The 22,981-nt window shown below is 59.6% G+C and carries 26 protein-coding genes and 1 tRNA gene; 18 read left to right on the top strand and 9 right to left on the bottom strand.

Going from position 1 to position 22,981, the window contains the following annotated elements; all coding sequences use genetic code 11:
• Window positions 1-96: 96 nt before the first annotated feature.
• The gene (locus B8783_RS14685; protein ID WP_084420840.1) at window positions 97-2,478 is read right to left on the bottom strand and encodes an FtsK/SpoIIIE family DNA translocase; all 2,382 of its coding nucleotides are present in this window, start codon (window positions 2,476-2,478) and stop codon (window positions 97-99) included.
• A 176-nt stretch (window positions 2,479-2,654) separates the two neighbouring features.
• Window positions 2,655-3,998: an ammonium transporter gene (gene amt, locus B8783_RS14680; protein WP_084420839.1), complete on the bottom strand. Its 1,344-nt coding sequence runs from the start codon at window positions 3,996-3,998 to the stop codon at window positions 2,655-2,657.
• A 187-nt stretch (window positions 3,999-4,185) separates the two neighbouring features.
• Here amt and B8783_RS14675 point away from each other — a divergent pair, with 187 nt between their 5' ends.
• Window positions 4,186-5,427, top strand: a complete 1,242-nt coding sequence (locus B8783_RS14675) for an FAD-dependent monooxygenase (protein ID WP_084420838.1) — start codon at window positions 4,186-4,188, stop codon at window positions 5,425-5,427.
• Between the two features lie 24 nt (window positions 5,428-5,451).
• Here the strand turns inward: B8783_RS14675 and B8783_RS14670 are convergent, their stop codons facing one another.
• The 5 genes from B8783_RS14670 to B8783_RS14650 form a co-directional block, all read right to left on the bottom strand.
• Window positions 5,452-5,760 (bottom strand): gamma-butyrobetaine hydroxylase-like domain-containing protein, encoded by a 309-nt coding sequence (locus B8783_RS14670; RefSeq protein WP_084420837.1) that lies wholly within the window; start codon window positions 5,758-5,760, stop codon window positions 5,452-5,454.
• A complete protein-coding gene (locus B8783_RS14665) occupies window positions 5,757-5,987 on the bottom strand; it encodes a Trm112 family protein (protein WP_084420836.1) in 231 nt (76 codons plus the stop codon). Before B8783_RS14665 ends, B8783_RS14670 begins: the two co-directional genes overlap by 4 nt.
• The gene (locus B8783_RS14660) at window positions 5,984-6,634 is read right to left on the bottom strand and encodes an LON peptidase substrate-binding domain-containing protein (protein WP_084420835.1); all 651 of its coding nucleotides are present in this window, start codon (window positions 6,632-6,634) and stop codon (window positions 5,984-5,986) included. Before B8783_RS14660 ends, B8783_RS14665 begins: the two co-directional genes overlap by 4 nt.
• A 63-nt stretch (window positions 6,635-6,697) precedes the next feature.
• Window positions 6,698-7,597, bottom strand: a complete 900-nt coding sequence (gene trxA / locus B8783_RS14655; protein ID WP_084420834.1) for a thioredoxin — start codon at window positions 7,595-7,597, stop codon at window positions 6,698-6,700.
• 75 nt (window positions 7,598-7,672) lie between these two features.
• A complete protein-coding gene (locus tag B8783_RS14650) occupies window positions 7,673-8,182 on the bottom strand; it encodes a prolyl-tRNA synthetase associated domain-containing protein (protein WP_084420833.1) in 510 nt (169 codons plus the stop codon).
• Between the two features lie 50 nt (window positions 8,183-8,232).
• Between B8783_RS14650 and B8783_RS14645 the strand changes: the two genes are divergently transcribed.
• From B8783_RS14645 to B8783_RS14605, 9 genes are all read left to right on the top strand, one after another.
• Window positions 8,233-8,988, top strand: a complete 756-nt coding sequence (locus tag B8783_RS14645; protein WP_084420832.1) for a DUF695 domain-containing protein — start codon at window positions 8,233-8,235, stop codon at window positions 8,986-8,988.
• On the top strand, window positions 8,988-9,722 hold the full coding sequence (locus B8783_RS14640) for a DUF6065 family protein (protein WP_084420831.1): 735 nt from the start codon (window positions 8,988-8,990) through the stop codon (window positions 9,720-9,722). The genes B8783_RS14645 and B8783_RS14640 overlap by 1 nt, the downstream gene beginning before the upstream one ends.
• A 121-nt stretch (window positions 9,723-9,843) precedes the next feature.
• A tRNA-Gly gene (locus tag B8783_RS14635) sits at window positions 9,844-9,918 on the top strand.
• Window positions 9,919-10,084: 166 nt separating this feature from the next.
• A complete protein-coding gene (locus tag B8783_RS14630; RefSeq protein ID WP_169711806.1) occupies window positions 10,085-10,852 on the top strand; it encodes a DJ-1/PfpI family protein in 768 nt (255 codons plus the stop codon).
• A gap of 143 nt (window positions 10,853-10,995) precedes the next feature.
• A complete protein-coding gene (locus tag B8783_RS14625) occupies window positions 10,996-11,703 on the top strand; it encodes a metallophosphoesterase family protein (RefSeq protein ID WP_169711805.1) in 708 nt (235 codons plus the stop codon).
• A 93-nt stretch (window positions 11,704-11,796) separates the two neighbouring features.
• The gene (ruvC, locus tag B8783_RS14620) at window positions 11,797-12,285 is read left to right on the top strand and encodes a crossover junction endodeoxyribonuclease RuvC (RefSeq protein ID WP_084422125.1); all 489 of its coding nucleotides are present in this window, start codon (window positions 11,797-11,799) and stop codon (window positions 12,283-12,285) included.
• A complete protein-coding gene (ruvA, locus tag B8783_RS14615; protein ID WP_084420828.1) occupies window positions 12,282-12,908 on the top strand; it encodes a Holliday junction branch migration protein RuvA in 627 nt (208 codons plus the stop codon). Before ruvC ends, ruvA begins: the two co-directional genes overlap by 4 nt.
• A complete protein-coding gene (gene ruvB, locus B8783_RS14610; RefSeq protein ID WP_084420827.1) occupies window positions 12,905-13,936 on the top strand; it encodes a Holliday junction branch migration DNA helicase RuvB in 1,032 nt (343 codons plus the stop codon). Before ruvA ends, ruvB begins: the two co-directional genes overlap by 4 nt.
• Window positions 13,937-13,944: 8 nt before the next feature.
• Window positions 13,945-14,373 carry a hypothetical protein gene (locus tag B8783_RS14605; RefSeq protein ID WP_084420826.1) on the top strand — a complete coding sequence of 143 codons (429 nt, stop codon included), beginning with the start codon at window positions 13,945-13,947 and terminating at the stop codon, window positions 14,371-14,373.
• Window positions 14,374-14,436: 63 nt separating this feature from the next.
• Here B8783_RS14605 and B8783_RS14600 read toward each other — a convergent pair whose 3' ends face one another.
• Window positions 14,437-14,703, bottom strand: a complete 267-nt coding sequence (locus B8783_RS14600; protein ID WP_233355809.1) for a BolA family protein — start codon at window positions 14,701-14,703, stop codon at window positions 14,437-14,439.
• A gap of 41 nt (window positions 14,704-14,744) precedes the next feature.
• On the opposite strand from B8783_RS14600, the gene B8783_RS14595 reads away from it, so the two are divergent.
• From B8783_RS14595 to leuB, 8 genes are all read left to right on the top strand, one after another.
• The gene (locus B8783_RS14595; protein WP_084420824.1) at window positions 14,745-15,365 is read left to right on the top strand and encodes a J domain-containing protein; all 621 of its coding nucleotides are present in this window, start codon (window positions 14,745-14,747) and stop codon (window positions 15,363-15,365) included.
• A 33-nt stretch (window positions 15,366-15,398) separates the two neighbouring features.
• Window positions 15,399-16,127, top strand: a complete 729-nt coding sequence (trmD, locus tag B8783_RS14590) for a tRNA (guanosine(37)-N1)-methyltransferase TrmD (RefSeq protein WP_084420823.1) — start codon at window positions 15,399-15,401, stop codon at window positions 16,125-16,127.
• Complete coding sequence (gene rplS / locus B8783_RS18865) at window positions 16,114-16,707, top strand: 50S ribosomal protein L19 (RefSeq protein ID WP_084420822.1); 594 nt, start codon at window positions 16,114-16,116, stop codon at window positions 16,705-16,707. The genes trmD and rplS overlap by 14 nt, the downstream gene beginning before the upstream one ends.
• 339 nt (window positions 16,708-17,046) lie before the next feature.
• Entirely contained in the window at window positions 17,047-18,447 is a 1,401-nt protein-coding gene (locus B8783_RS14580; protein ID WP_139792382.1) for a DUF2147 domain-containing protein, read from the top strand.
• A 139-nt stretch (window positions 18,448-18,586) separates the two neighbouring features.
• Window positions 18,587-19,984 (top strand): 3-isopropylmalate dehydratase large subunit, encoded by a 1,398-nt coding sequence (leuC, locus tag B8783_RS14575; protein WP_084420820.1) that lies wholly within the window; start codon window positions 18,587-18,589, stop codon window positions 19,982-19,984.
• Window positions 19,985-19,997: 13 nt separating this feature from the next.
• Window positions 19,998-20,843 (top strand): VOC family protein, encoded by an 846-nt coding sequence (locus B8783_RS14570; protein WP_084420819.1) that lies wholly within the window; start codon window positions 19,998-20,000, stop codon window positions 20,841-20,843.
• A 10-nt stretch (window positions 20,844-20,853) separates the two neighbouring features.
• On the top strand, window positions 20,854-21,486 hold the full coding sequence (gene leuD / locus B8783_RS14565) for a 3-isopropylmalate dehydratase small subunit (protein WP_084420818.1): 633 nt from the start codon (window positions 20,854-20,856) through the stop codon (window positions 21,484-21,486).
• Window positions 21,487-21,541: 55 nt separating this feature from the next.
• Window positions 21,542-22,597 (top strand): 3-isopropylmalate dehydrogenase, encoded by a 1,056-nt coding sequence (gene leuB, locus B8783_RS14560; RefSeq protein ID WP_084420817.1) that lies wholly within the window; start codon window positions 21,542-21,544, stop codon window positions 22,595-22,597.
• A 12-nt stretch (window positions 22,598-22,609) separates the two neighbouring features.
• Here leuB and B8783_RS14555 read toward each other — a convergent pair whose 3' ends face one another.
• Entirely contained in the window at window positions 22,610-22,981 is a 372-nt protein-coding gene (locus B8783_RS14555) for a nuclear transport factor 2 family protein (RefSeq protein WP_084422124.1), read from the bottom strand.

The raw sequence follows: 22,981 nt of genomic DNA, 5'->3' as shown, positions 1-22,981 counted from the left end.
GAGATAGCAACGCATCAGCCTCAAAACAGGGCTGAAATAAGGTATTTCCGCCGGATTTCGTTGCCTGTCGTTCAGTCTCTGAGCGAACCGTCTTTTTTAGTCTGAAGGGTCCCCACGCGCGAGGATTTCGCGTTTGCCGGCATGGTTTGGCGCGGAGATGACACCCTCTTCTTCCAGCCGTTCGATCAGCGTGGCAGCTTTATTGTACCCCACCTTCAGGCGGCGCTGCAGATAGGACGTCGAGGCGCGCTTGTCTCGCAGGACGATGGCCATGGCCTGTCCGTAGAGATCATCATCGCCATCACCGGTCGAGACGCCCAGCATGGCGTCCATGATCGCGCTGCCTGTGCCGCCTTCATCGGGCTCTTCCAGAATATCCTCATTATAGTCAGGCTCACCCTGTTCGCGCAGCCAGCCAACGACCGTCTCGACTTCCTCATCGGAGACGAATGGACCGTGAAGGCGTTTGGTTTTCACGCCTGCGGCCTGATAGAGAAGGTCACCCATGCCAAGCAGCTGTTCGGCGCCCTGCTCACCAAGAATGGTGCGTGAGTCGATCTTGGTCGTGACCATGTAGGAGATACGCGTCGGGAAGTTGGCCTTGATCGTCCCGGTGATGACGTCAACCGATGGACGCTGTGTCGCGGTGATGAGGTGGATGCCAGCGGCCCGCGCCATCTGGGCGAGGCGCTGAATGCAGCCTTCGATTTCCTTGCCTGCGACCATCATCAAATCCGCCATCTCGTCGATCACCACGACGATGTTCGGAATATGGTCAATCGACAGGATCTCGGTTTCGTGGATCGGCTTGCCGCGCTCGTCATAGCCGGTCTGGATCTTGCGGGTCAGCTGTTCGCCGCGCTCGCGCATTTTCGCGGCTTTCTCGTTGAAGCCAGCAAGATTACGCACGCCCGCCTTCGACATCAGCTCATAACGGCCTTCCATCTCGCGAACGGCCCATTGAAGCGCATTCACCGCCTTTTTGGGGTCTGTGACGACCGGGGCGAGGAGATGCGGGATGCCCTCATAGATCGAAAGTTCGAGCATTTTCGGGTCGATCATGATGAAACGGCACTGCTGCGGGGTCAGCCGGTAGATCAACGACAGGATCATTGCGTTGACGCCGACCGACTTACCCGAACCCGTCGTACCCGCGATGAGCAGGTGGGGCATCTTGGCGAGATCAACGACCGTCGGCGTACCGCCAATATCCTCACCAAGCGCCATGGGCAGCGACGCCTTGGAGCTGGTATAGGCGGTCGAGGACAGGAGTGAGCGGAAATACACCGTCTCACGCTCTTCATTTGGCAGTTCGATCCCGATGGCGTTCTTGCCGGGGATCACCGCGACGCGGGCGGAGACCGCACTCATGGAGCGGGCAATGTCATCTGCCAGTGAGATCACGCGGGCGGATTTTACGCCGGCGGCCGGCTCAAGCTCAAACAGCGTGACGACGGGGCCGGGGCGCACTTCCTTGATGCGGCCGCGCACGCCGAACTCACGCAGGACTTCCGCGAGGCGGTTCGCCTGAAGCAGGAGACCGTCCTCATCGATAGCGCCGCGGCGGGCTGGCGGAACACCCAGCAGATCCAGCGAAGGCAGCTTTGTAGCTCCGCGCCGGGAGCGCTTGCTGACGGTGACGCTCTCTGGCTGAGGCGTTTTGGGCTTGCTGAGTTTTGGACGGGTTGCCGGGCGCGGTGTGTCGTCCTCATCCTCAATATAATCGTCGTCATCGTCCGGCTCTGGCACCGGGACGCGTTGCTTCACGCGGGAGGGCGCGTCGTCTTCATAGGACAGCGGGTCATCATCGAACGAGGCCCGCTTGCGGCCGAAGAGGCCGAAAAGGCCCTGGCTCATACGTCCGGCACTTCGGGCGGCGCGCAGGCCGGAGCTGGCCGCCGCAGATTGCAGGAGACGCGCGTCGCCGCGTCGGAACCCGAGCGCGGAAAAGGCGAGCGTGAGCGCAGCCGCGCCAAGCAACAATCCGGCAAAGAAGCCGGGGAATGGAATGAGCAAAGCTTTGAACGGCATCTCGACGAGGCCAAACAGAGCGTCACCGACCATGCCGCCAAGGCCCGTCCAGAGAGGCCACGAGGCCGGGACAGGAAAGGCGGCCAGCGTCGCGGCCAGGATAGGGATGAAGGCAAAGCCGTAGAACCAGCGGCGCAGTTTTGGGGCGCCGATCAGTACGGCGCGCATGGCCCCGCCAATCATCAGGCACAGCCCCGCCATCCAGGCCGCGAAGCCAAGTGTTTGCAGGGCAACATCTGCGACAAGGGCACCAGGGCCATCGAACAGGTTTGCGATGTCGAGTCCGGTAGCTGAATTCCAGCTTGGATCGGTCGGCTTGTAGGATCCGACGCTGCCACAGAGAAAGACGCCGACCGCAAAAGCAGCGGCGCCGGTCATGATGCGCCAGACAGGGTCTGATGCCTCACGGCTAATCTGAGTGGGAGTGTTGGCGACTGAATTTGCCATCTGGCGCGGCCCTCGGCTTCATAAACTTTCGTTTAAATTGACGCCTTCGCCTTAACACAGCGCAAACGCGGGGCCGGACCGCTGATAAATCCACAAAAAAATCCCCGGTCAGTTGCCTGACCGGGGAAGTCTGGGAGGAAACGCTTCCACGAAGGAAAGCGAACCGGTAATCAGCCTCAGCTGAATTCTGGGTAGGCCTCGAGGCCAACTTCGGCTTTGTCCATGCCGGCGATTTCGTCTTCTTCGCTCGGGCGAACACCGACCGTCGCTTTGAGAGCGAACCAGACAATCGCAGAAGCTGCGGAGACAAAGATACCTGTCGCAATGACGCCGATCAGCTGACCCATGTAGCTGACGCCGATAGCGCCGTCTGCATCGGCTGCCGGGATCATGATGGCGTTGCCATAAGACGCAGCGACGATGATCGTGCCCCAGATGCCGCAGACAAGGTGAGCCGGGATGGCACCGACAACATCGTCGATTTTCAACTTGTCGAGCAGTGGAACCGTCAGGACGACGAGGATACCGCCAACAGCACCGATCAGGATGGATGCACCCATGGTTGGCGCCAGCGGCTCAGCCGTGATGGAAACCAGACCACCGATCGCACCGTTGAAACACATCGTGGCGTCGACTTTGCCCTTGTAGAGGATCGCCGTGAGGATCATTGCCGCGATGACACCGCCGCAAGCCGCCATGTTCGTGTTGGCAAAGATCTTGGAGACCGCATTGATGTCATCGAAGCTGCCAGCGGCAAGTTGCGATGCACCGTTGAAGCCGAACCAGCCGAACCAGAGGATAAATGTACCTAGAGCCGCGAGCGGAATGTTCGAACCTGGCATTGGGTGCACCTGGCCGTTCACGAACTTGCCGATACGTGGCCCGATGATGATGGCACCGACAAGCGCTGCCCAGCCACCGGTGGAGTGAACCAGCGTCGAGCCTGCAAAGTCGGAGAAGCCGAACTGTGCATCAAGCGCGCCGCCGCCCCATTCCCATGACGCCACGACAGGATAGATGAACGCGGTCAGGAAAACGGTGAAGATCAGGAAGGGCCAGAGCTTGACGCGTTCTGCGACGGTGCCTGACACGATGGAGGCAGCTGTGGCCACGAACACCATCTGGAAGAACCAGTCGGACGAGGCTGCATAGCCAGTCGCAAGGTCTTCTACGGGTGACCAGAAGAAGGTTGGAATACCGAGCCAGCCACCAAGGATGGTTTCGGACGGATAGGCCATATTGTAGCCGACCAACCAGACCATAATACCGGCCACCGAAAACAGCGCGACGTTCTTCATCGACTGCATGGCGGCATTCTTTTTGCGGACGAGGCCCGCCTCGAGCATACAGAAGCCCGCAGCCATGAACATCACGATCAATCCCCCGATGAGGAACAGATAGCTATTGTCCACATATGCGCTGACTTCGGAAATCTCCTGCGCGGACGCGCTCAGCGCGCCTAGCGCGGCAAATGGCAAAACTGCCAATCCCCGCATTGACCCCTTGATCAAACTTTTCATGCCCTTCTCCCATTCATTGGTATGACCCGGCTGAATAAAAAGACCTGCTCACACATCGACCAGCTAGATTACGTCCGGGTCATGAGGCGGCAGGCCCGATGAACAAAAATCGTGCACACTGCGACGCAAACGCCCGCTTGTGTGTCACCTCTGGACCGGAATCGGCACCCGCTCTAAGTTCAGACCCATGAGTGCGCACGAAACTGAAATCGCAATTGTTGGTGCAGGCCAGACAGGCGCCCCTCTGGCGCTGGCACTGGCGCAGGCCGGGTTTGACGTCGCCTTGATCGACGCGCGCGATCCGCACGCGGCACGGCCCCCGGATATGCGCAATTACGCAATTGTCACGGGCAGTTGGCGCCTTCTCAAAGCGATCGGCATTGCCGATGAGATCGTGTCAGAGACGGTGGCGCTGCACGGACTGGAAGCCGTAGATGGCGGCACACACTGGTTTGGCGCCCCTCAAGCGCTGTTTGGCGACGATGATCTTGTCGTGCGCGACGAGGACGAAACACTCGGCCGGATGGTCGAAGCGTCCATTTTGCAGGCTGCGTTGGACGAGGCGATTGCGGCGGAGCCGAAAATCACGCTCTTCGCACCCGCGCGCTTTTCACATGCCGACGCTAAACCGGGCCAGATTGATGTGCATCTTGAAGACGGCACAGCCATCAAGGCGCGGGTGCTTGTCGGATCAGACGGGATGAACTCTCCAGTCCGAAGCGATGCAGGCATCCCGACCGTCGGCCGCGATTACAAAAAATCGGTCTTTGTCGCCAATGTCACACTGAGCGCGCCGCATGACGGGATCGCACGGCAGCTGTTCACGCCGGAAGGCCCGTTTGCGACACTCCCCTTGCGGGGCGATCGGGCGAACCTCGCCTGGTATATGAGGCGCGGCGCCGCCGAGGCCTTGTCGAAAGGCTCGGTCGAGGAGGCCGAGGCTGAACTTAATCACCGCTTCGCGGATTTCTGCGGCAGGATGACAATTGAAGGCAGCATGGGCGCCTATCCTCTGATCCTGCGGATTGCCGAAAACCTAGTGGCTGAGAGAAGAGCGCTGGTTGGCGATGCGGCCCGGCGCATGAATCCGCTCGCGGGGCAGGGTTTGAATCAGGGCTTCCGCGATGTGGCCGCGCTTTATGATGCGATTGTCGATGCCGACCATGCCGGCCTTGATATCGGGTCGCCGCAAGCGCTGAGCGTGTATGAGATTGCGCGCCGCTTTAATGCAGCATCAGCCGCCCTGGCGCTCGATGGCGTTGACCGTCTCTTTTCAAATGATCACATGCTGACCAAGCCAATCCGCAGTCTCGGCCTGATGATGGCCGACAAAATCACGCCGCTGCGCCAGGCCATTGCCGGCGTTGCCAGCGCCTCAGGCACGGATGTGCCTCGGCTCATGCAGCCGCCAGAAAGCGTACTTTCTTAAATTGTCAGGCGGCTGAAAGCGCCGTCAGGCCGCGGCTTCACCAAGCTCGCGCAACTGCTTCCAGGTATAGAGCCCGCTCGAATGGCCATCACTGAAATGGATGCGGACGGCATAGCGGCCAATCGGGTCAGCCTTGGTGACACTTATATCTGCCGGAACCGGGGGCTGCGGCGGTCGGGGGCCAGAGCCATGCCCACGCACTTCGGCCGATGGGCTTTCCTCACGCAGGCGTTTGTACGGAATCTCAAAGACGGCTTCGTCTTCAAACCGGACAAGCAGCCGGGCGGCGCTTTTCTGGAAGCGCAATTCTGTTGGCCACGGCATCACCGTCATTGCGCGCCGTCCTCATCGAGCGAGCGGGCTTCGCTTTCGAGCATGATGGGCAAACCGTCGCGGATCGGGAAGGCAAGACGGGCGCGCTTGGACACCAGCTCCTGTCGTTCGCGGTCATAAGTCAGCGGCGTCCGGGTGACCGGGCACACCAATTGTTCCAGCAGGCGCGGGTCTGTGCGGGCCGCGGTTTCTGGCGAAGGCTCAGTGGAGGATGTGTTGTCTGTCATTGCAGGGTCGATGAATCGTCGCCCGGCGTATCCATGTCAAGCAAAGCAATGAGCGCGCGACATCTTGCCGACACGTCCGGCGCCTCGATCAGGGCCTGCTTCTCCATCGGCGAGAACGGGCAACCCGCTGACAGGGCATTCACCAATGTTTCGATGGGCGCGGACTCGACAGCATCCCAGTCCACATCCATCGCGTTCACCGACACATATTTCTTAAGGGCCCCGCCGAGCTGTTCTCGCTCAGGCACGCCTGAAAGATCGGCCTCTTTCAGGTCATCCTCAAAGGGCGACCAGTCCGGTTTCACCTGCCTGTATGGCGTCTTCTCATCGAGTTCTCTGGCGACGCGGAAACGGCAGACACCCGTCAGGCTGATCAGATAGCGCCCATCTTCGGTTTCCGAATACGAGGTCAGCCGACCGGCACAGCCGACACTTGTCAGGGCCGGAAAGGTGCGGTCGTCGTTCGCCGGCTGGATCATACCGATCATCCGGGAGCCGGACATCGCATCGTCAATCATGTTGAGATAGCGCGGCTCAAATATATTGAGCGGCAGCGACCAGCGCGGGAACAGCAAAGCGCCGCTCAGCGGAAAGACGGCAAGCGTCTCCGGCAGGTCAGTGACTTTTCGATATCCGTGTCGTGTCATAACGGGCACTCCTCGGGCCCTTCAAACACTTTACATGGAGCGATGACGCGCTGTGTCGAGCGATCAGGCAAACATCAGGGATGACAGACGACGGCGTCCCTCAATCGTGGCGGGGTCTTTCGGGCCTGCAGCCTCGAACAGTTCGAGCAGCTTCGCCTTCGCCTTGCCCTCTTCCCAATTGAGGTCATCGGACAGGATCTTCAGCAAATGGTCGGCCGCTTCCTTGTTCTTGCCACGTGCGACGAGCGCCTCGGCCAGTTCAAAGCGAAGCTCATGGTTTGACCGGTCATTGGTGACTTTCTCGATCAGCACGTCGAGCTCATCATCCTTGGGCGCATCGGCGGTCAGTTCGATTGCCATGCGGACGCTCTTGATGGCCGGGTCGGTCTGGCGTTCAGGGCCTGCCATATCGAGGATCTGTCCGGCGCGCTCTGCATCGCCATTGGCAAGATAGCAGCGTGCGAGACCTGCAATCGCGGTAATGTTTTCAGGGTCCGCCTCGACTACGGCGCCATAGATCTGGGCCGCTTGGGCGATATCGCCGGCCTGTAGCAGCTCATCTGCCTTTTCGATGGCTTCCTTGAGTTGCTGGCCTTCATCGGTGCCACCAAGGATTTTGGCGATAAATTCGCGAAGCTGGCCTTCAGGCAGGGCGCCCTGGAAGGCATCGACCGGGCGGCCCTTGTCGAAGGCGAAGACGGCCGGGATGGATCGCACGCCAAGCTGTCCGGCAACGCCGGGGTTCTCATCAATGTTCACCTTGACGAGTTTGACCTTGCCTTGCTGGTCATTGACGACCTTTTCGAGGACGGGCGTCAGGGATTTACACGGCCCACACCATGGGGCCCAGAAATCGACCAGTACTGGTGCTTCCTTGGAGGCCTCGACGACGTCGGCCATGAAGCTCTGGTCGGTTGCGTCTTTGATGTTGCCGCCAGCGGGGCCAAGCGAGATATTTTCCATGTCTTTTGAGCCTTTCGGATCTGCTGGCCAGAACTTGGGATCGCGCCTTGCAAAAGGCAACAGGCAGGCGAGCGGCTAACTGCCGCCCAGAAGCTCAGAAAAGTCGACTTCAGTCATGTCATGCCCGGTTGCGGCGACAAATTTGCGGAAATCCTCGCGGGAAATCGCCGTCGTGGCTGTGTTCACCAGCGGGTGGAAGTTGAGCGTTTCGTGCGCGAGCAGCGCCTTGTCGACGATAAAGCGGACCTTCTGGTCTTTGTCATTCATCAGCGCGAAAGCCGTGACAGAGCCGGGGGTGACGCCGAGCAGCTCAACCATCAACTCAGCGCTCGCGAAAGAGAGGCGCCGTGTGCCGATCAGCTTGTGGAGCTGGTTGAGCTTCAATTCGCTTTCGGCGAGGGCAGAGATCAAGACGATCACACCGTCCTTGTCTTTCATGAAAAGATTTTTGGTGTGCCCGCCCGGCATGCTGGCTTTCAGCTCGCGGCCTTCATCGACGGTGAAGGTCGCCTCATGATGGCGGGTCTCGTGGGCTATTTTCAACTCGTCGAGATAGGCGAAAAGATCGTCAGGGCTTGCGGTCATAGCGGTGTTTCAGGCAATCAGGTTCAGAAGGTCAAGCAGGGACCGCGATAATGTCTGATAATTGGGGACTATACTTTGCCGATATGGCCGGGCACCCGGCGTCAATCGTGTTCGACGACGGCATTTCCGACGACATCGACAAACTTCCCCATTCGTTCGCCTTCAGGCTGCGTCTAGGCCTGCGGTCGGCGCGACCTGACGGCCTGACGACGGATGAGGAAGCAGAAACCCTCGATCAGATCCAGCGCGAGCTTGAAGCAAGTCTTGGCAATGAGGGCGGCATCTTGCTCGGCAGGGTCACGACGAATGGCATCCGATGGATGCTCGGTCTGCTTTCTTCGGAGCAATCTGAAGCATCACTTTCCAGGCTCTTTGCTGCAACAGGATATGAATTTGATCTTTTCGTTGAGCCCGATCCCGAGAAGTCCGTTTACTGGGACGATCTCTACCCCGATCCAGATAGCCGCCAGGTGCTGAAAGACATGCTGGTCCTGGAGCAATTGTCCAAAAAGGGTGACAAGAAGGACGCCGTTCACGCGGTGCAGCATTGGACATATTTCAAAACCAAGCAGGGCGCAGAGGCATTTTGCAATTGGCTCGAAGCTGCCGGCTACCAGCCCAGCGGTGTCGAGAAGCGAGGCAAGTTCTTCAGCCCAGAATGGTTGGTTCGCAGTCATCATGACTGCACAATGAAACTCGACGACATAACCCATCACACGATCAAGCATCGACGGCAGGCCGAAGCGCTTTCCGGGGTGTATGATGGTTGGGAAACCAGAATTGAAAACGGACAAGGAGGCTCCTGATGGAGCTCGAATGCTACAAGATCTACAACACCGCTCCGGAAATCGTGCCGGGCCGTTCCCAGCGCGACTGGATGGATGCTTTCCCCGACAGGCATCCTTATCGCTGCCTGCCGCTGACCATGGCGAATTCGACGGGCTGGGAAATTCTCTGCCCGATGGACATCAAGATCATCTGGGACGGCGGCGAACATGACTATTCGCTGAAACTCTTCACCACAGGCAATCCAGCGGCGATCCCGTCATTTGCCGACAGTCATTTCCGGCGCGGCATCGTGACCTTCCATACCGGGCACCTTTTCCGCACCCCGCCTGGCTGGGGCCTCTGGGCGTCTGGCCCGCCGAACTATTTCAAGGATGGCATTGCGCCACTGACTGGACTTGTCGAGACAGACTGGCTGCCTTTTCCTTTCACCATGAACTGGCAGATGACCCGGCCCGGAGAGGTGACCTTCAAGAAAGGTGAGCCCTTCTGCTTCATCATGCCGTTCGAGCACGGCAAGACCGAGCAGATTCAGCCGGAACGCAAGCTGCTTGCCTCCAATCCGGAGCTGCAGAAAGACTATCATGCCTGGCATAAGAGCCGCGGCAGCTTTCTGGAAAAGCTGAACGCGCTGGATTCCGACACGGTGAAGGCTGGCTGGCAGCGCCACTATATGCGCGGCGAGAAAGTCACCGGCGACAAGGCAGACGCTCACCAGACCAAACGCCGCCTGAAACCCCCGAAGGACGTCTAGGCTTCCTGCGTATGCAGATTGTGAGCAGACAGGTGTGAATCCCCCTTGCAAGGGCCGCAGATTTGCGCTTAAAGCCCGTCTCTCGCTGATTGGCCTTGGCCAGTTAGTTACCCTATCGGATGCGGGCGTAGCTCAGGGGTAGAGCACAACCTTGCCAAGGTTGGGGTCGTGAGTTCGAATCTCATCGCCCGCTCCAAATTTTCTCACTATTCTTCGTCGAGACGAATGGACATCAGCTCTGATGTTCATCTCTCTGTGTGGCGCTTTTGGCCCCTCGGTCGACCGGCTTGCTTTGGCCTCGTCTGATGCGGCAGAGTGGACGTCGCAAACCTGCGAACAAGCCTGTCGATGAAGAGGTACTCGTGAGCAAGAATGATATCAGTCGCCGCACCTTTAATGCCTTGATCCTGGCCGCCGGCGGAAGTCTTGCCGTCGGCAGCGCACATGCCGATCAGGCTGAACCAGAAAAAGCCGAAGCCCGGCCGACACGCGTCACCATTCTTCTTTATCCAGGCACGACTGTGCTGGACTGGATCGGCCCGTATGAGGCCCTTCACCGTGTCGACGGCGTCGAGGTCGTGCTCGCAGGGAAAACGACCGATCTGATGAAAAGCGATAGCGGGATCGTGGAGTACAAGGCCAATGTGCCGCTCAGCGAGATCGACTACACTGACGTCCTGATCGTGCCGGGCGGCGCGAAGGAGATGATGACGGCAGCCAACGATCCGGAAATTGCAGACTGGATCAAGGCAATTGACGAGACCAGCCAATATACAGTCGGTATTTGCACGGGCGCACTTTTCCTTGCGCATGTCGGTCTGCTGGAAGGGCGGCGCGCCACGACCTATTGGAAATTCACGCCGATGCTCGCCGGTGGCGGCGCCATCTATGAAGACGCGAGATGGGTGCGGGACGGCAAGTACTGGACCTCGGCAGGTGTGTCCGCCGGGATCGATCTGACGCTGGCCCTGATCGCCGATCTTTATGACGACGAGACGGCGATGAAGGCGCAGCTGGGCATCGAGTATGATCCGGCGCCGCCTTTCAATGCTGGTTCGGTCAGCACTGCGCCGCAAAGTGTCGTTGATGCGCTTGGCGGTGCGGTCGAAAACCCCGTAGGCGCAAATTAGCGCGTGCACCTGTCCTGCTTGTCCGATAAGCGGTCACGCACCTTTTCCCGACTGACATTCCCTCATTAAGGGGCGTCTCTGAGCGGCGAGTCTTGCGCCTATAGGCAAGAGTCCACACCTTCTGGCCATCTATGAGCGAGCGCATGAACCAGCCAGTTATCTATGCCATCGGCGATATTCACGGTGAGCTTGACCGGCTGCGTGATCTGCATGCGCGGATCATGTTCCATCATGAGCGGCTTTACAGCGACCGGTCGATGACCCTCATCCATCTCGGTGACTTTGTTGATCGCGGGCCTGATAGCGCGGGTGTGCTGGAGCTTCTGATCGAGATGGAAGCGCGCGACGATATCAACGTCATCAATCTTCGCGGCAATCATGAGCAGATGATGATCGAGGCCTATGGGCCGGACAAGTCAGAAGCGCGCCTTCACTGGCTGATCAATGGCGGCGATGAGACGATTGGCAGCTATGGGCGGCGTGGGCGTGAACACCCGCCGCAAGCCCATCTCGACTGGGCAAAGAATCTCGACACGATCCATATGATCGAAGACCAGAAACTGGCCTTTGTGCATGCGGGCGTTGAGCCGCGCACCTTTCCCGATAGCGGCGAGCGGGTGCATATGTGGACGCGCTCCAAGCGCTTTTTCGATCCCAGCACGTGGCGAACAACGGCGCTGGACGGCTGGACCGTTGTGCATGGACACACCCCAACCCGCGACTTTCAGCCTGATGCCGCCGGCACACCGGTGCGCCGCTACAATCTCGACACAGGCGCCGTCTATGGCGGCAAGCTGACGGCAGGTGTCTTCGCCGGGCCGGATGAGCCGGTGCATTACCTCTTTTCCTGACACTTGCCCTTGCCTTGCAGAAGTGAACAAATCAGGAATAGTGAAAGCTGGTGTTAACCTGAAGCGGGCTTCTCTGGGCGTATGACTGACGCAATTCGCATCCTCGGCATCGACCCCGGCCTCCGCCATACTGGCTGGGGCGTAATTGAGCAGGCCGGCTCTCGTCTCACTCACATTGCACATGGTGTGATCCGGATTGATCCGGGTCTGGCGCTGGCGGCTCGGCTCGGCGGTATCCATGCCGCGATCAGTGAGCTCGCTGCAGCATATCGGCCGGGCTATGGCGGGGTTGAGGAAACGATTGTGAATGCGAACCCGCGCTCAGCGCTGAAACTCGGCCAGGCCCGCGGCGCAGCGATGGCCGCGCTTCATGGGCAGGGCCTCGAGGTTCTCGAATTTTCGCCGCGCACCATCAAGCTCGCCGTGGTTGGCACGGGCGGGGCAGACAAGACGCAGGTCGCCTTCATGGTGGCGCGGCTGTTGCCCAAGGCCGGGAAGATGGCGTCTGACGCGTCTGACGCCCTCGCCTGCGCGATCTGTACCGCGCATCACGCAGTCTCCCTCAAGCGGGGGGCAGCATGATTATTGGGCGCCTCAGAGGAGAGATCGCGACAGTTGGCACAGACAGCGTGATGATCGACGTTGGCGGCGTCGGCTATGTCGCCCTGGCGGGAAGCCGACTGCTTTCGCGCCTGTCACCGGGCGAGAAGGCTGAGTTGCATATAGAGACCCGGGTTACCGAAAGTTCGATCACCCTGTTTGCATTTGAGTCCGACGAAGCACGTGCCTGGTTTGTGCGGCTGCAGGATGTGCCGGGCGTCGCGGGCAAATCTGCCATGGCCATAATGGATGCGCTATCGCCGCCGGAAATTCTCGACGCACTGGCGACCGGAGATGCGGCGACGATCACGCGCGCCAAGGGCGTCGGCAAGAAACTGGCCGAGCGTATTGTGGGCGAACTTTCTGGAAAGCCGCCGCCAATGGGGCGCTTTGGCGCATTCGCTCCCGCTACATCCAAATCAAGCACTGAGGCAGACTCTGCACCGGCATCGGGCGCAAGAAGCGAAGCGGTCTCGGCCCTCGTTAATCTCGGCTATCCACAAGCCGATGCCTCTCGCGCGGTTCTATCTGCATCCAGAAATGATCCTCAGGCTGATGTCTCGGCCCTGATCCGGGCTGGCCTTAAAGAGCTTTCCACCTCATGAGCCGTGATGGAAGCCTCACTGATCCCGAACGCCAATCCGGCGAAGCGCTTGACCGGGCGCTGCGGCCGCAGAGCTTTGCCGATTATGTCGGGCAGGAAACCATCATCTCGAACCTTAAAGTCTATGTCGATGCGACGCGGGCCCGGGGGGAGGCACTGGACCATGTCCTGTTGTTCGGCCCGCCAGGGCTGGGCAAGACGACGCTCGCCCAGATTGTGTCGAAAGAGCTGGGTGTCGGTTTTAGATCGACGTCCGGACCGGTGATTGCCAAGGCCGGGGATCTGGCGGCGATCCTCACCAATCTCGAAGCCAATGACGTGCTTTTCATCGACGAGATCCATCGTCTGCCACCGGCGGTGGAGGAAATCCTCTATCCCGCGATGGAAGACTATGCGCTGGATATCGTGATCGGCGAGGGGCCGTCTGCCCGGTCTGTCCGGCTGGACCTTGCGCCATTTACGCTGGTCGGCGCGACAACGCGGGCGGGACTCCTCGCCAATCCGTTGCGCGACCGGTTCGGCATTCCGATGCGCCTGCAATTCTATGAGCCGGACGAGCTGGCGCGCATCATCATGGCGGCAGGCCGGAAACTCGGTGCGCAGCTTAGCGAAGACGGGGCGCTGGAAATTGCCCGGCGCGCGCGCGGCACACCGCGAATCGCGATCCGGCTTTTGCGACGCGTGAGAGATTTTGCTGAAGCGGAAGGCGCAAAGATTGACCAGGCGGCCGCGACCCGTGCGCTGGCGCGGCTGGAAATCGATGAGGATGGTCTTGATGCGCTGGACCGGCGCTATCTCAATGCCCTTGTCAAAACCTATGCGGGCGGCCCGGTTGGCGCCGATACGCTGGCGGCTGCACTTTCAGAGGCGCGCGACGCCGTGGAAGACGTGATTGAACCCTTTCTGATGCAGAAGGGTTATGTTGCCAGAACCCCGCGAGGACGTGTGGCGGCGCCGCTGGCCTATGAGCGTATGGGGCTTACCCCTCCAGATACGCCAACCCAGTCGGGGCTCTTCAACGGAAAGTAAGGGCAGAAATGATCGAACAGCTGCGGGATCTGTCGCAATTGCTGGCCATCGCCTTTTACGGCTTTGGCGCTGGCAGCGCGTGGACGGCTGCGATTGCCGCGCCGAATGCCTCTTATGACAATCTTGATGCGCGCCGGGCTGACCTTCATGTCCGCTCGCTTTTGGTGAATGTCAGCACGCAGGTCTGCTTCGTGGTCTTACTGGGCGCAGGTCTCGCATTCTTTGCGCAGGCTTTTACGTCCGGGATTATCGGCATGGTCGCCGCGATCGGGTTTTTCACCCATCGCTGGACACTTGCCCCGCATCGTCGCTCCGCGAGCGCAGCCACCCGGAAGAAGCAACGCGGCAGCGCGCGCCGCGTGGTGGCCGTGAGCCTGACGCTTGTGCTTATCCTGGTGATCCTCGTCGCGATCGGGTTTGCGGTCGCGCGCATCTAGACGCGTGTTCTGTAATGAATATTGCAGATTATCCTACATCCTGATTACAGACTCAAAGCCAGATCAGCTTGGCGCCCGCGCCTTGATCGACAAGGCGTGCAGGCCGCGATCAAACTCATCCTTCAGCGCCGAATTGACCGCGCGCTGCATCTCGACACGGCTTTTTCCGGAAAACTCAGCCGCAACGATTTCGACGTTGAAATGGGTCTCACCTTCGGGGGATGCCCCGGCATGACCGGCGTGACGGGCACTGTCATCGGTGACGTTCAGCGTCTCCGGTGAAAAAACCTGCGTCAAAACTGCACGAATCCGCTCTGATCTGTTTGTCAATTCTAGCCTCATTAAGAAGTACGCTCTATGTTGCCCGACCCATGGCAAAAGACTTTTCATACCGCGTCAAGTTCACCGATATAAGGGTGAAGCCCCCCAAGGACGAGGCCGAGCGCCAGAAAGCTGTCGAAACGCGTGAATGTCACCGTGAAGACTGCGACCTGGCCGGTGCCCATCCGGCGCCTAAACCGCGTGGCCTCGATGGTGTGCTCTGGTTCTGCCAGAAGCATGCTGGCGAGTATAATCGCAATTATGACTTCTTCGCAGGCATGTCGGAAGCCGAACTGGAAGCCTTCAATGAGATGGCGCGCCACGGTTTCAACAAGACCTGGAAGTTCGGCACCGGCCCGATGGGCAAGGACAAGGCCGCAGCTGCGCACGATCCGCGTCGCTGGCGTGGCCGCGAATTCTTCGAGGAAAATGCCGAAGCCCGTCAGGCCCGGCGCAAGGAACAGCAATCGGCTGGTGTCACCTCGCGTGCCCTTGATGAGCTGGACCTTGAGCCCGGCGCAACCGCCACCGAAATCCGCGTGCGGTACAGCGAATATGTTCGCCGGTATCACCCGGACTCGAATGGCGGCGACCGCTCGACCGAGCATATGCTGGCGCGGGTTCTTCGGGCGGGCAAAACGCTCAAGGCCGCCGGCATGATGAAAGGCTAAAGCGAGGGCCGTGATCGGCCCCGTGCAATCATCATGGCCTTCGATGTCTCTGTTATAACCCTCTACCCGGAAGCTTTTCCGGGCGTTCTGGATGTTTCCATTCTTGGGCGCGCCAGGCGAGACGGCCTTTGGTCCCTCGACACGATTGATCTGCGCGAATTCGGCTTAGGCCGGCACCGACAGGTCGACGAAACGCCAGCTGGCGGCGGGGCTGGTCTGGTTTTGCGCCCTGATGTGGCCGCAGCGGCCATCGACAGTCTTGGGCCATCCGAGCGCCCGCTTATCTATCTAAGTCCGCGGGGCCAGCCCTTCGATGCGGACATGGCAGCGACGTTTGCCAGAGGCCCGGGCATGGTCTGTTTTTGCGGACGTTTTGAGGGCCTCGATGAACGAGTGATCGAACATCGCGACATGATTGAGGTCTCGATCGGGGATTTTATTCTGGCGGGCGGGGAAGTTGCCGCGCAAACCATTATAGAAGCAACCGTGCGCCTTCTGCCCGGCGTTGCTGGCAACCAGACCTCGATTGAGGATGAGAGCTTCTCCAACGGATTGCTTGAATATCCGCAATATACATTGCCGCGCGTCTGGGAAGATCACCCGACACCGGATGTCCTTTTATCCGGGGATCATCAAAAGATTGCCGAATGGCGGCTCAACCGCAGTAAACTGTTGACAGAGGCCCGCCGGATCGATTTATGGGCCGCTTACCTCAACGGGCAAGAAATACGAGCGTCGGAGACGGACGATGAACATGATTGAGCAGCTCGAAGCTGAAGAAGTGGCCCGCGTCACTTCCGGCAAAGAGATTCCAGAATTTTCCCCTGGCGACACCCTGTCTGTGAATGTGCGCATTCGCGAAGGTGACCGTGAGCGCGTTCAGCGCTTCGAAGGCGTTTGCATTGCACGCGCCGGTGCAGGCATCAACGAGAACTTCACGGTTCGCAAGATCTCCTTCGGTGAAGGTGTCGAGCGCGTGTTCCCGGTTGTCTCGCCGATGATCGAAAGCATTGAAGTGAAGCGCAAGGGCCGCGTTCGTCGCGCCAAGCTTTACTATCTGCGCAATCTGCGCGGCAAATCGGCCCGTATCGCTGAGCGGACATCCGGCCACGGCATGGAAGTCGCTGAAGTCACGGTTTCGAAAACCGAGCGTAAGCGCCAGCGTGTCGAAGAAAAAGCAGCCCGCCGTGAGCAGGCCGCAAAAGACCGCGCTGCTGAAGCAGAAGCCAAGCAAAAAGCCGCCGAGGCGGAAGCTGCTGCTGCAGAAGCTGAAGCAAAAGCGGCCGCTGCTGAGGCGGAAGCTGCTGCCGCTGAAGCCGATGCCGAAAAGAGCGGCGAATAGGTTTTCCCCTTTCAATACATGACACAAAGGCCCTGCGAGATCCGCGGGGCCTTTTTTGTATCTCGGCCGGATTCCTAGCAATCATTACGGCTGTGGATTTCGGCACGCCCTTTGCAGAGTAGGCCGTAGAGCGGTCCTAGAGGCCGAATGATCCCAAACCGGGACACGTGGTTTCAACCGCCCGCTCGCGTACGAAGCGAATCCATTTGGTTTCACCATTATCGTTTCGTATACGAAATGAGCGGCGTTGTTTTCAGCGCGTCAACCAGCAATCCCGAGGGCGTTCGGGAACACAATTTAAATCCTTTGATGGCCGTGGGTCATATTGGGGAAGGTGATATGAAACTGAGCAAGAAACTTCTGGTGGGTGTTGTCGCCTTGGCCGCCCTACCTTTCGCAGCCCACGCCGACGGTGAAATGGGTACTTGGGACGGCGATGCCGTTGGTGAGCGTTATTCGTCCAACGGATCTGCCACGACCGAACGCGTCCTGTCCGACGAACAGGTCCGTGACATTATCCAGCGCAGCGGCGCCTCCGGCGTCGCCGATGTCAGCTATCTCGGCGGCAACGAAACGGCCGTTGAGAGCGTGCTCTGCTGTGAGAACGTTGAAGAGCGTGTCACTGAGAAGACCGAAGTCGAAGAGACGACCACCTACTTCGATGCTGTCACCCGCCGCGAAGTTATCCAGCCGGTTGAGCGCACGCTGATCCAGCCGATCGAGCGTCGCATCGTTCGCCCTCAGACAGAACAAGTCACTGAAGAAACACGTTACGAGGAAGAGTACCTTCCAGTTCGCGTTGAACAGCAGCCTGTTCCAGCCGTCCAGGAAAACGTGATCCCGCAAGTCACCGTCGAAAACGTGACTGAAGAGAGCGAAACCTATTACGACGTCGTCACCCGCCGCGAAATCACCCAACCGATCGAGCGCACCACGATTATCCCCGTTCAGCGCCGCGTGACCCGTCCTCGCACGGAAACTGTGACCGCTGACACCCGTTACGAAACGCGCCGCGCGCCGGTTCGTGTCGAGCAGGACGCTGTTCCACAAGTGGTCGAAAATGTTATCGAGCAGGTCAATGAAGTGACCCGCCCGGAAGTGACCGAGACCTATGTCGATGCTGTCACCCGCCGCGACGTGTACCAGCCAGTCGTCAAGACGATGGTTCAGCCTGTCGAGCGCCGCATCCTTCGCGGCACGACCGAAACCGTCACCAACCAGACCCGCTATGAGGAAGAGTACCTTCCAGTTCGCGTCGAAACCGAGACCGCGCCACAGATCTCCGAGCAGGTTATCCCGCAGGTCTCCGAGCGTACGGTTCTGGAAGTTGAAGACGTCTATATCGACCAGGTCACCCGCAATGTGATCCAGCCGGTTGTCGTCACCACGATCCAGCCTGTTGAGCGTCGCATCCTTCGCGGCACGACGGAAACGGTCACTGCGCCAACACGCTATGAAGAACAGTACCTTCAAGGCCGCGTTGAAGCTGAGCCGATCCCGCAAACCCAGGTGAACTACATCCCGCAGGTTGAGACCCGCACACGTGAAGAAGTGACAGAATCCTACTTCGAAGCGGTGACCCAGCGCGATATCATCCAGCCGGTTGTTCGCAAGATCATCCAGCCTGTCGAATACCGCCGGGTCCGCCCACAGGTCGAGCGCGTCACTGCACCGACCCGGTATGAGACACAACGTGCCTCGCTGGTTGTCCTGAATGTTGGCCCGACTTGCGTCTGCTAAACTGACCCAGCCTTATAAAGATAGAGGGCCAGCTGCGAAGCTGGCCCTTTTTCGTATATGTGGTGGGAAATTCAGGCATGCCTGAACTTGCGTAATCGAAGCTCCGATGGTTTGTTGCGCCGCATCAGGAGACCAAGCTATGACGGCCAGAACGCTTTACGACAAGATCTGGGATTCCCACACGGTTCAGACCGACAAGTCGAGCGGCGAATCGCTCATCTATATCGACCTTCATCTTATCCACGAGGTCACCACACCCCAGGCTTTTGCCGGACTGAAGGTCGAAAATCGCAAGGTCCGCCGCCCCGATCTTACGCTGGCTGTGGCTGACCATAACACCCCGACAGAGAACCAGGCCGCTGGCCTTGAAGGCGTGAAGGATGAGGCCGCGCGCAACCAGCTTGCGGCGCTGTCGCGTAATGTCGCCGAGCACGGGATCGAATTCTTTCCGATGGGCGACCTTCGAAACGGCATCGTCCATGTGGTCGGCCCCGAACAGGGCCGTACCCAGCCCGGTATGACCATCGTCTGCGGCGACAGTCATACCTCGACCCATGGGGCGTTCGGCGCCCTGGCCCACGGCATCGGCACGTCTGAAGTCGAGCATGTGCTCGCGACCCAGACGCTTCGGGCGCGCAAGAACAAGAATATGGCCATCGAAGTGAGCGGCAAGCTGCGCGACGGTGTGACCGCGAAGGATCTCGCCCTGCATCTGATCTCGGTTATCGGGACGGCTGGCGGCACAGGCCATGTCATGGAATTTCGCGGCGAGGCGGTTGAAGCCCTGTCGATGGAAGGCCGGATGACGCTGTGCAATCTGTCGATCGAAGGCGGGGCGCGCGCCGGGCTTATTGCCCCGGACGAGAAGACATTCGCCTATATGAAAGGCCGACCTGCCGCGCCAAAAGGCGGCGCCTGGGAAATGGCCGAGAAAGTCTGGCGGACGCTGCATTCCGATGACGGCGCCCACTGGGACCGGATCGTGGAAATCCGCGCAGAGGAAGTCGAACCGACCATTACCTGGGGCACAAGCCCTGAGCAGGCCATTCCGCTGTCCGGCCGCGTGCCGGATCCGGCCGATATCCGCGACCCGGTCAAGAAAGCAGCCGCCGAACGCGCGCTCGAATATATGGGGCTAGACGCTGGCGCACCCATTTCAGGGACGCCCGTGCAGCGCGTCTTCATTGGCTCGTGCACCAATTCGCGGATCGAGGATTTGCGTGCGGCCGCCAAAATTGCCGAAGGCGCGCATGTAGCCTCAGGCGTTCGCGCCATGGTCGTACCCGGGTCCGGACTGGTCCGGGCGCAAGCCGAAGCCGAAGGGCTGGACAAGATATTCCTGGATGCCGGATTTGAATGGAGAGAGCCTGGCTGCTCCATGTGCCTCGGCATGAACCCGGACACGCTCGCGCCCGGCGAGCGCTGCGCGTCGACCTCCAACCGGAATTTTGAAGGTCGGCAGGGGCGCGGGGGTCGGACCCATCTTGTAAGCCCAGTCCTGGCTGCGCGTGCTGCGATACGCGGCGTGATCAATTAGGTCTGTGAACGAGATGCAGCTTGTCTCCAGCCTTGACCATGTCGTTCTTCTCTGTCCCGACATCGAGGCGGGCACGAAAGATTATGCGACGCTGCTCGGACGCACCCCGGACTGGCGTGCCAGCTCAGACGGCGTCGCAACAGCTGTATTCAAGGTTCAGAATACAGCAGTTGAACTTATGGCACCGGATGGCGCTGACGGCGCAGCGCCCCGGCTTCGTGAACTGACTGCAGACGGTCCAGCGCTTACCAGCCTCGCATTTTCGACCGAAAATATAGAGACGGCGCATCACAAGCTTGGCCGGCGCGGCCTGGAGCCTAGCGATATTTCTGTTGGCGAAAGTCTGGATACCATAAGTGAACGTAAGCGCTCTTGGCGCCGGTTCCGCTGTAGTGACAACAGGATGGCGGGAATCAAGACCTTTGTCCTGCAGCCTGAAACAGAGCTCGATTACCGGAACGGAGCGGACGCCAGTGTCTCATCTCTCGACCACATCGTGATCAACACGCCGAACCCTGACCGGGCGCTTGCAACCTATGGCGGGCGGCTTGGGCTTGACCTCGCGCTCGACCGAACCGCCGAGGAATGGAAGACGCGCTTCCTCTTTTTCAGAGTGGGTGGGCTTACCTTTGAGGTCATTCATAGGCTGGACAATAAACAGGACGCCCAGGTCAACGACCACATCTGGGACCTGACATGGTCCGTTCAGAATCTGGATGCTGCGCACTCGCGGCTTGAGGACTCTGGCCTGAATGTCTCGGACATTCGTAAGGGCCGCAAGCCAGGCTCTCGCGTCTTCACGGTGAGAGACGGCACGTTGAATGTTCCGACCCTATTCATTTCTCACATGCCAAGGTAAAGCAGACTTCATGAAAGCCTTTACGACGCTCACCACGACCGCCGCGCCTCTGACCGACCATGATCGGCTGATGGCCAATGTCGATACCGACATGATCATTCCGAAGCAGTTTCTGAAAACGACAGAGCGCGAAGGTCTGTCCGAGGGTCTGTTTTATGAACTCAAGACGCTCGCTGATGGAAGCCCCAATCCGGACTTCGTGCTCAACAAACCCGCCGCACAGAATGCTGGCATATTGATCGCCGGAGAAAATTTCGGGTGCGGCTCGTCCCGCGAACACGCGCCTTGGGCGCTGCTGGATCAGGGGATTACGTGCGTGATCGCGCCCTCCTTTGCCGACATCTTTTTCAATAATTGTTTCAAGAACGGCATTCTGCCAATCGCGCTGCCCGCCCATATCTGTGAGGCGCTCGCTGGTCAGACAGGCGGCGCCAACCACCAGTTCACCGTCGATCTCGCCGCGCAGACCATCACCACTCCCGATGGCGAAGTGCTGAATTTCGATGTGGATGAAGGTCGCAAAGCCACCTTGCTTGAAGGGCTCGACGATATCGCCGTCTCGCTGACGGCTGAGAGCAGCATTTCCAAATTTGAAGAGCAGCGACGCCTGGCCATGCCCTGGCTCGCAGGCGCGCAGACCTAGGCGTACCGTTCAGCTCTGACCTCACCGCTAACCGCAAAATAATGGCACATTCAACATGACACAGACGCTCCTTCTTCTGCCCGGCGACGGCATTGGCCCCGAAGTTACCGCAGCGGCCGCCCGCATCGCAGGACTCGTCGCCCCGGATCTCGAGCTGCAGGATGATCTGGTCGGCGGCGCCTCTATCGACGCCCATGGCACGCCCCTGACGGACGACGCATTGGCCCGCGCAAAAGATGCGGACGCCGTCCTCCTCGGCGCCGTCGGCGGACCGAAATGGACAGATGTGGCTCGCGACAAGCGCCCGGAAATGGGCCTGCTCGGTCTACGCAAGGGGCTCGACGTCTTTGCGAATTTGCGTCCGGCCTATTGCTTCAACGCGCTGGTCGATGCGTCCAGCCTGAAGCGTGAGATCGTTGAGGGTCTCGACCTGATGATCGTGCGCGAGCTGACGTCCGGCGTTTATTTCGGCCAGCCGCGTGGCATCGACACCGATGCTGATGGCACGCGCCGCGGCTATGACACCTCGGTTTACACCTCGCCTGAAGTCGAACGTGTGACGCGGGTCGCCCTCGAAATTGCCCGTGGACGTGCCGGGCGTGTGTGCTCAGTCGAAAAATCGAATGTCATGGAAACCGGCCTGTTCTGGCGTAATGAAGTGACATCGGTTCACCAGGTGCATGGCGCCGGGGTCGAATTGTCACACATGCTGGCCGATGCGTGCGCAATGGAGCTGGTGCGCAACCCGAAGCAATTCGACGTTATTCTGGCGGATAATTTGTTCGGCGACCTGCTATCGGATGAGGCCTCGATGCTGACGGGTTCGATCGGCATGCTGCCATCGGCCAGCCTTGGCATTGAAGGCACGCCTGGCCTGTTCGAGCCGGTTCATGGGTCTGCGCCAGACATCGCTGGTCAGGGCCTTGCCAATCCGTGCGCGGCGATCCTGTCGCTCGAAATGGCGCTTCGCTGGTCGCTCGCCCGACCGGACGCAGCAGACCGTGTCATGGGCGCTGTCGCCAAAGCGCTTGAGGGCGGGGCCCGCACACGCGATCTTGGTGGGTCAATGTCGACCGATCAGATGACCGACGCCATCATTGACCAGCTCTAGGCACGCGGCGCCTCAGCTATAATCGGCAACCCGGCACAAGAGCGGGCCGCGAAACTCAAAGAAGCTCGCGCCGTGCACCTTGATTGTCTCGCCGGCTTTGACGCCATTTGGCAGATCGACAGCGGCTTTGCCCTCAAACTCGATTTCGGCAGCGGCCCGGCCCTGTCCGATGACGAGGCTGATGAGCTTCTGGCGACGATAGGAGAAGGCATGGCCTGACAATTCGGCCACTTCGCCCATCTTGTCGCGGCCCTCGAATGTCATGGTCCGGCCGGTGTTCGAAATGTTCTCGAACACGACATCTTCAGTGACGCAATCGAGCATCCCCTCAATGTCTCGGGAATTATAGCTCTTTATATATTTGGTGATCATGTCTTCCATCAT

The sequence above is a fragment of the Henriciella litoralis genome, assembly GCF_002088935.1.
Lineage (GTDB): Bacteria > Pseudomonadota > Alphaproteobacteria > Caulobacterales > Hyphomonadaceae > Henriciella > Henriciella litoralis.
This window is presented reverse-complemented; position numbering and strand designations above follow the sequence as displayed.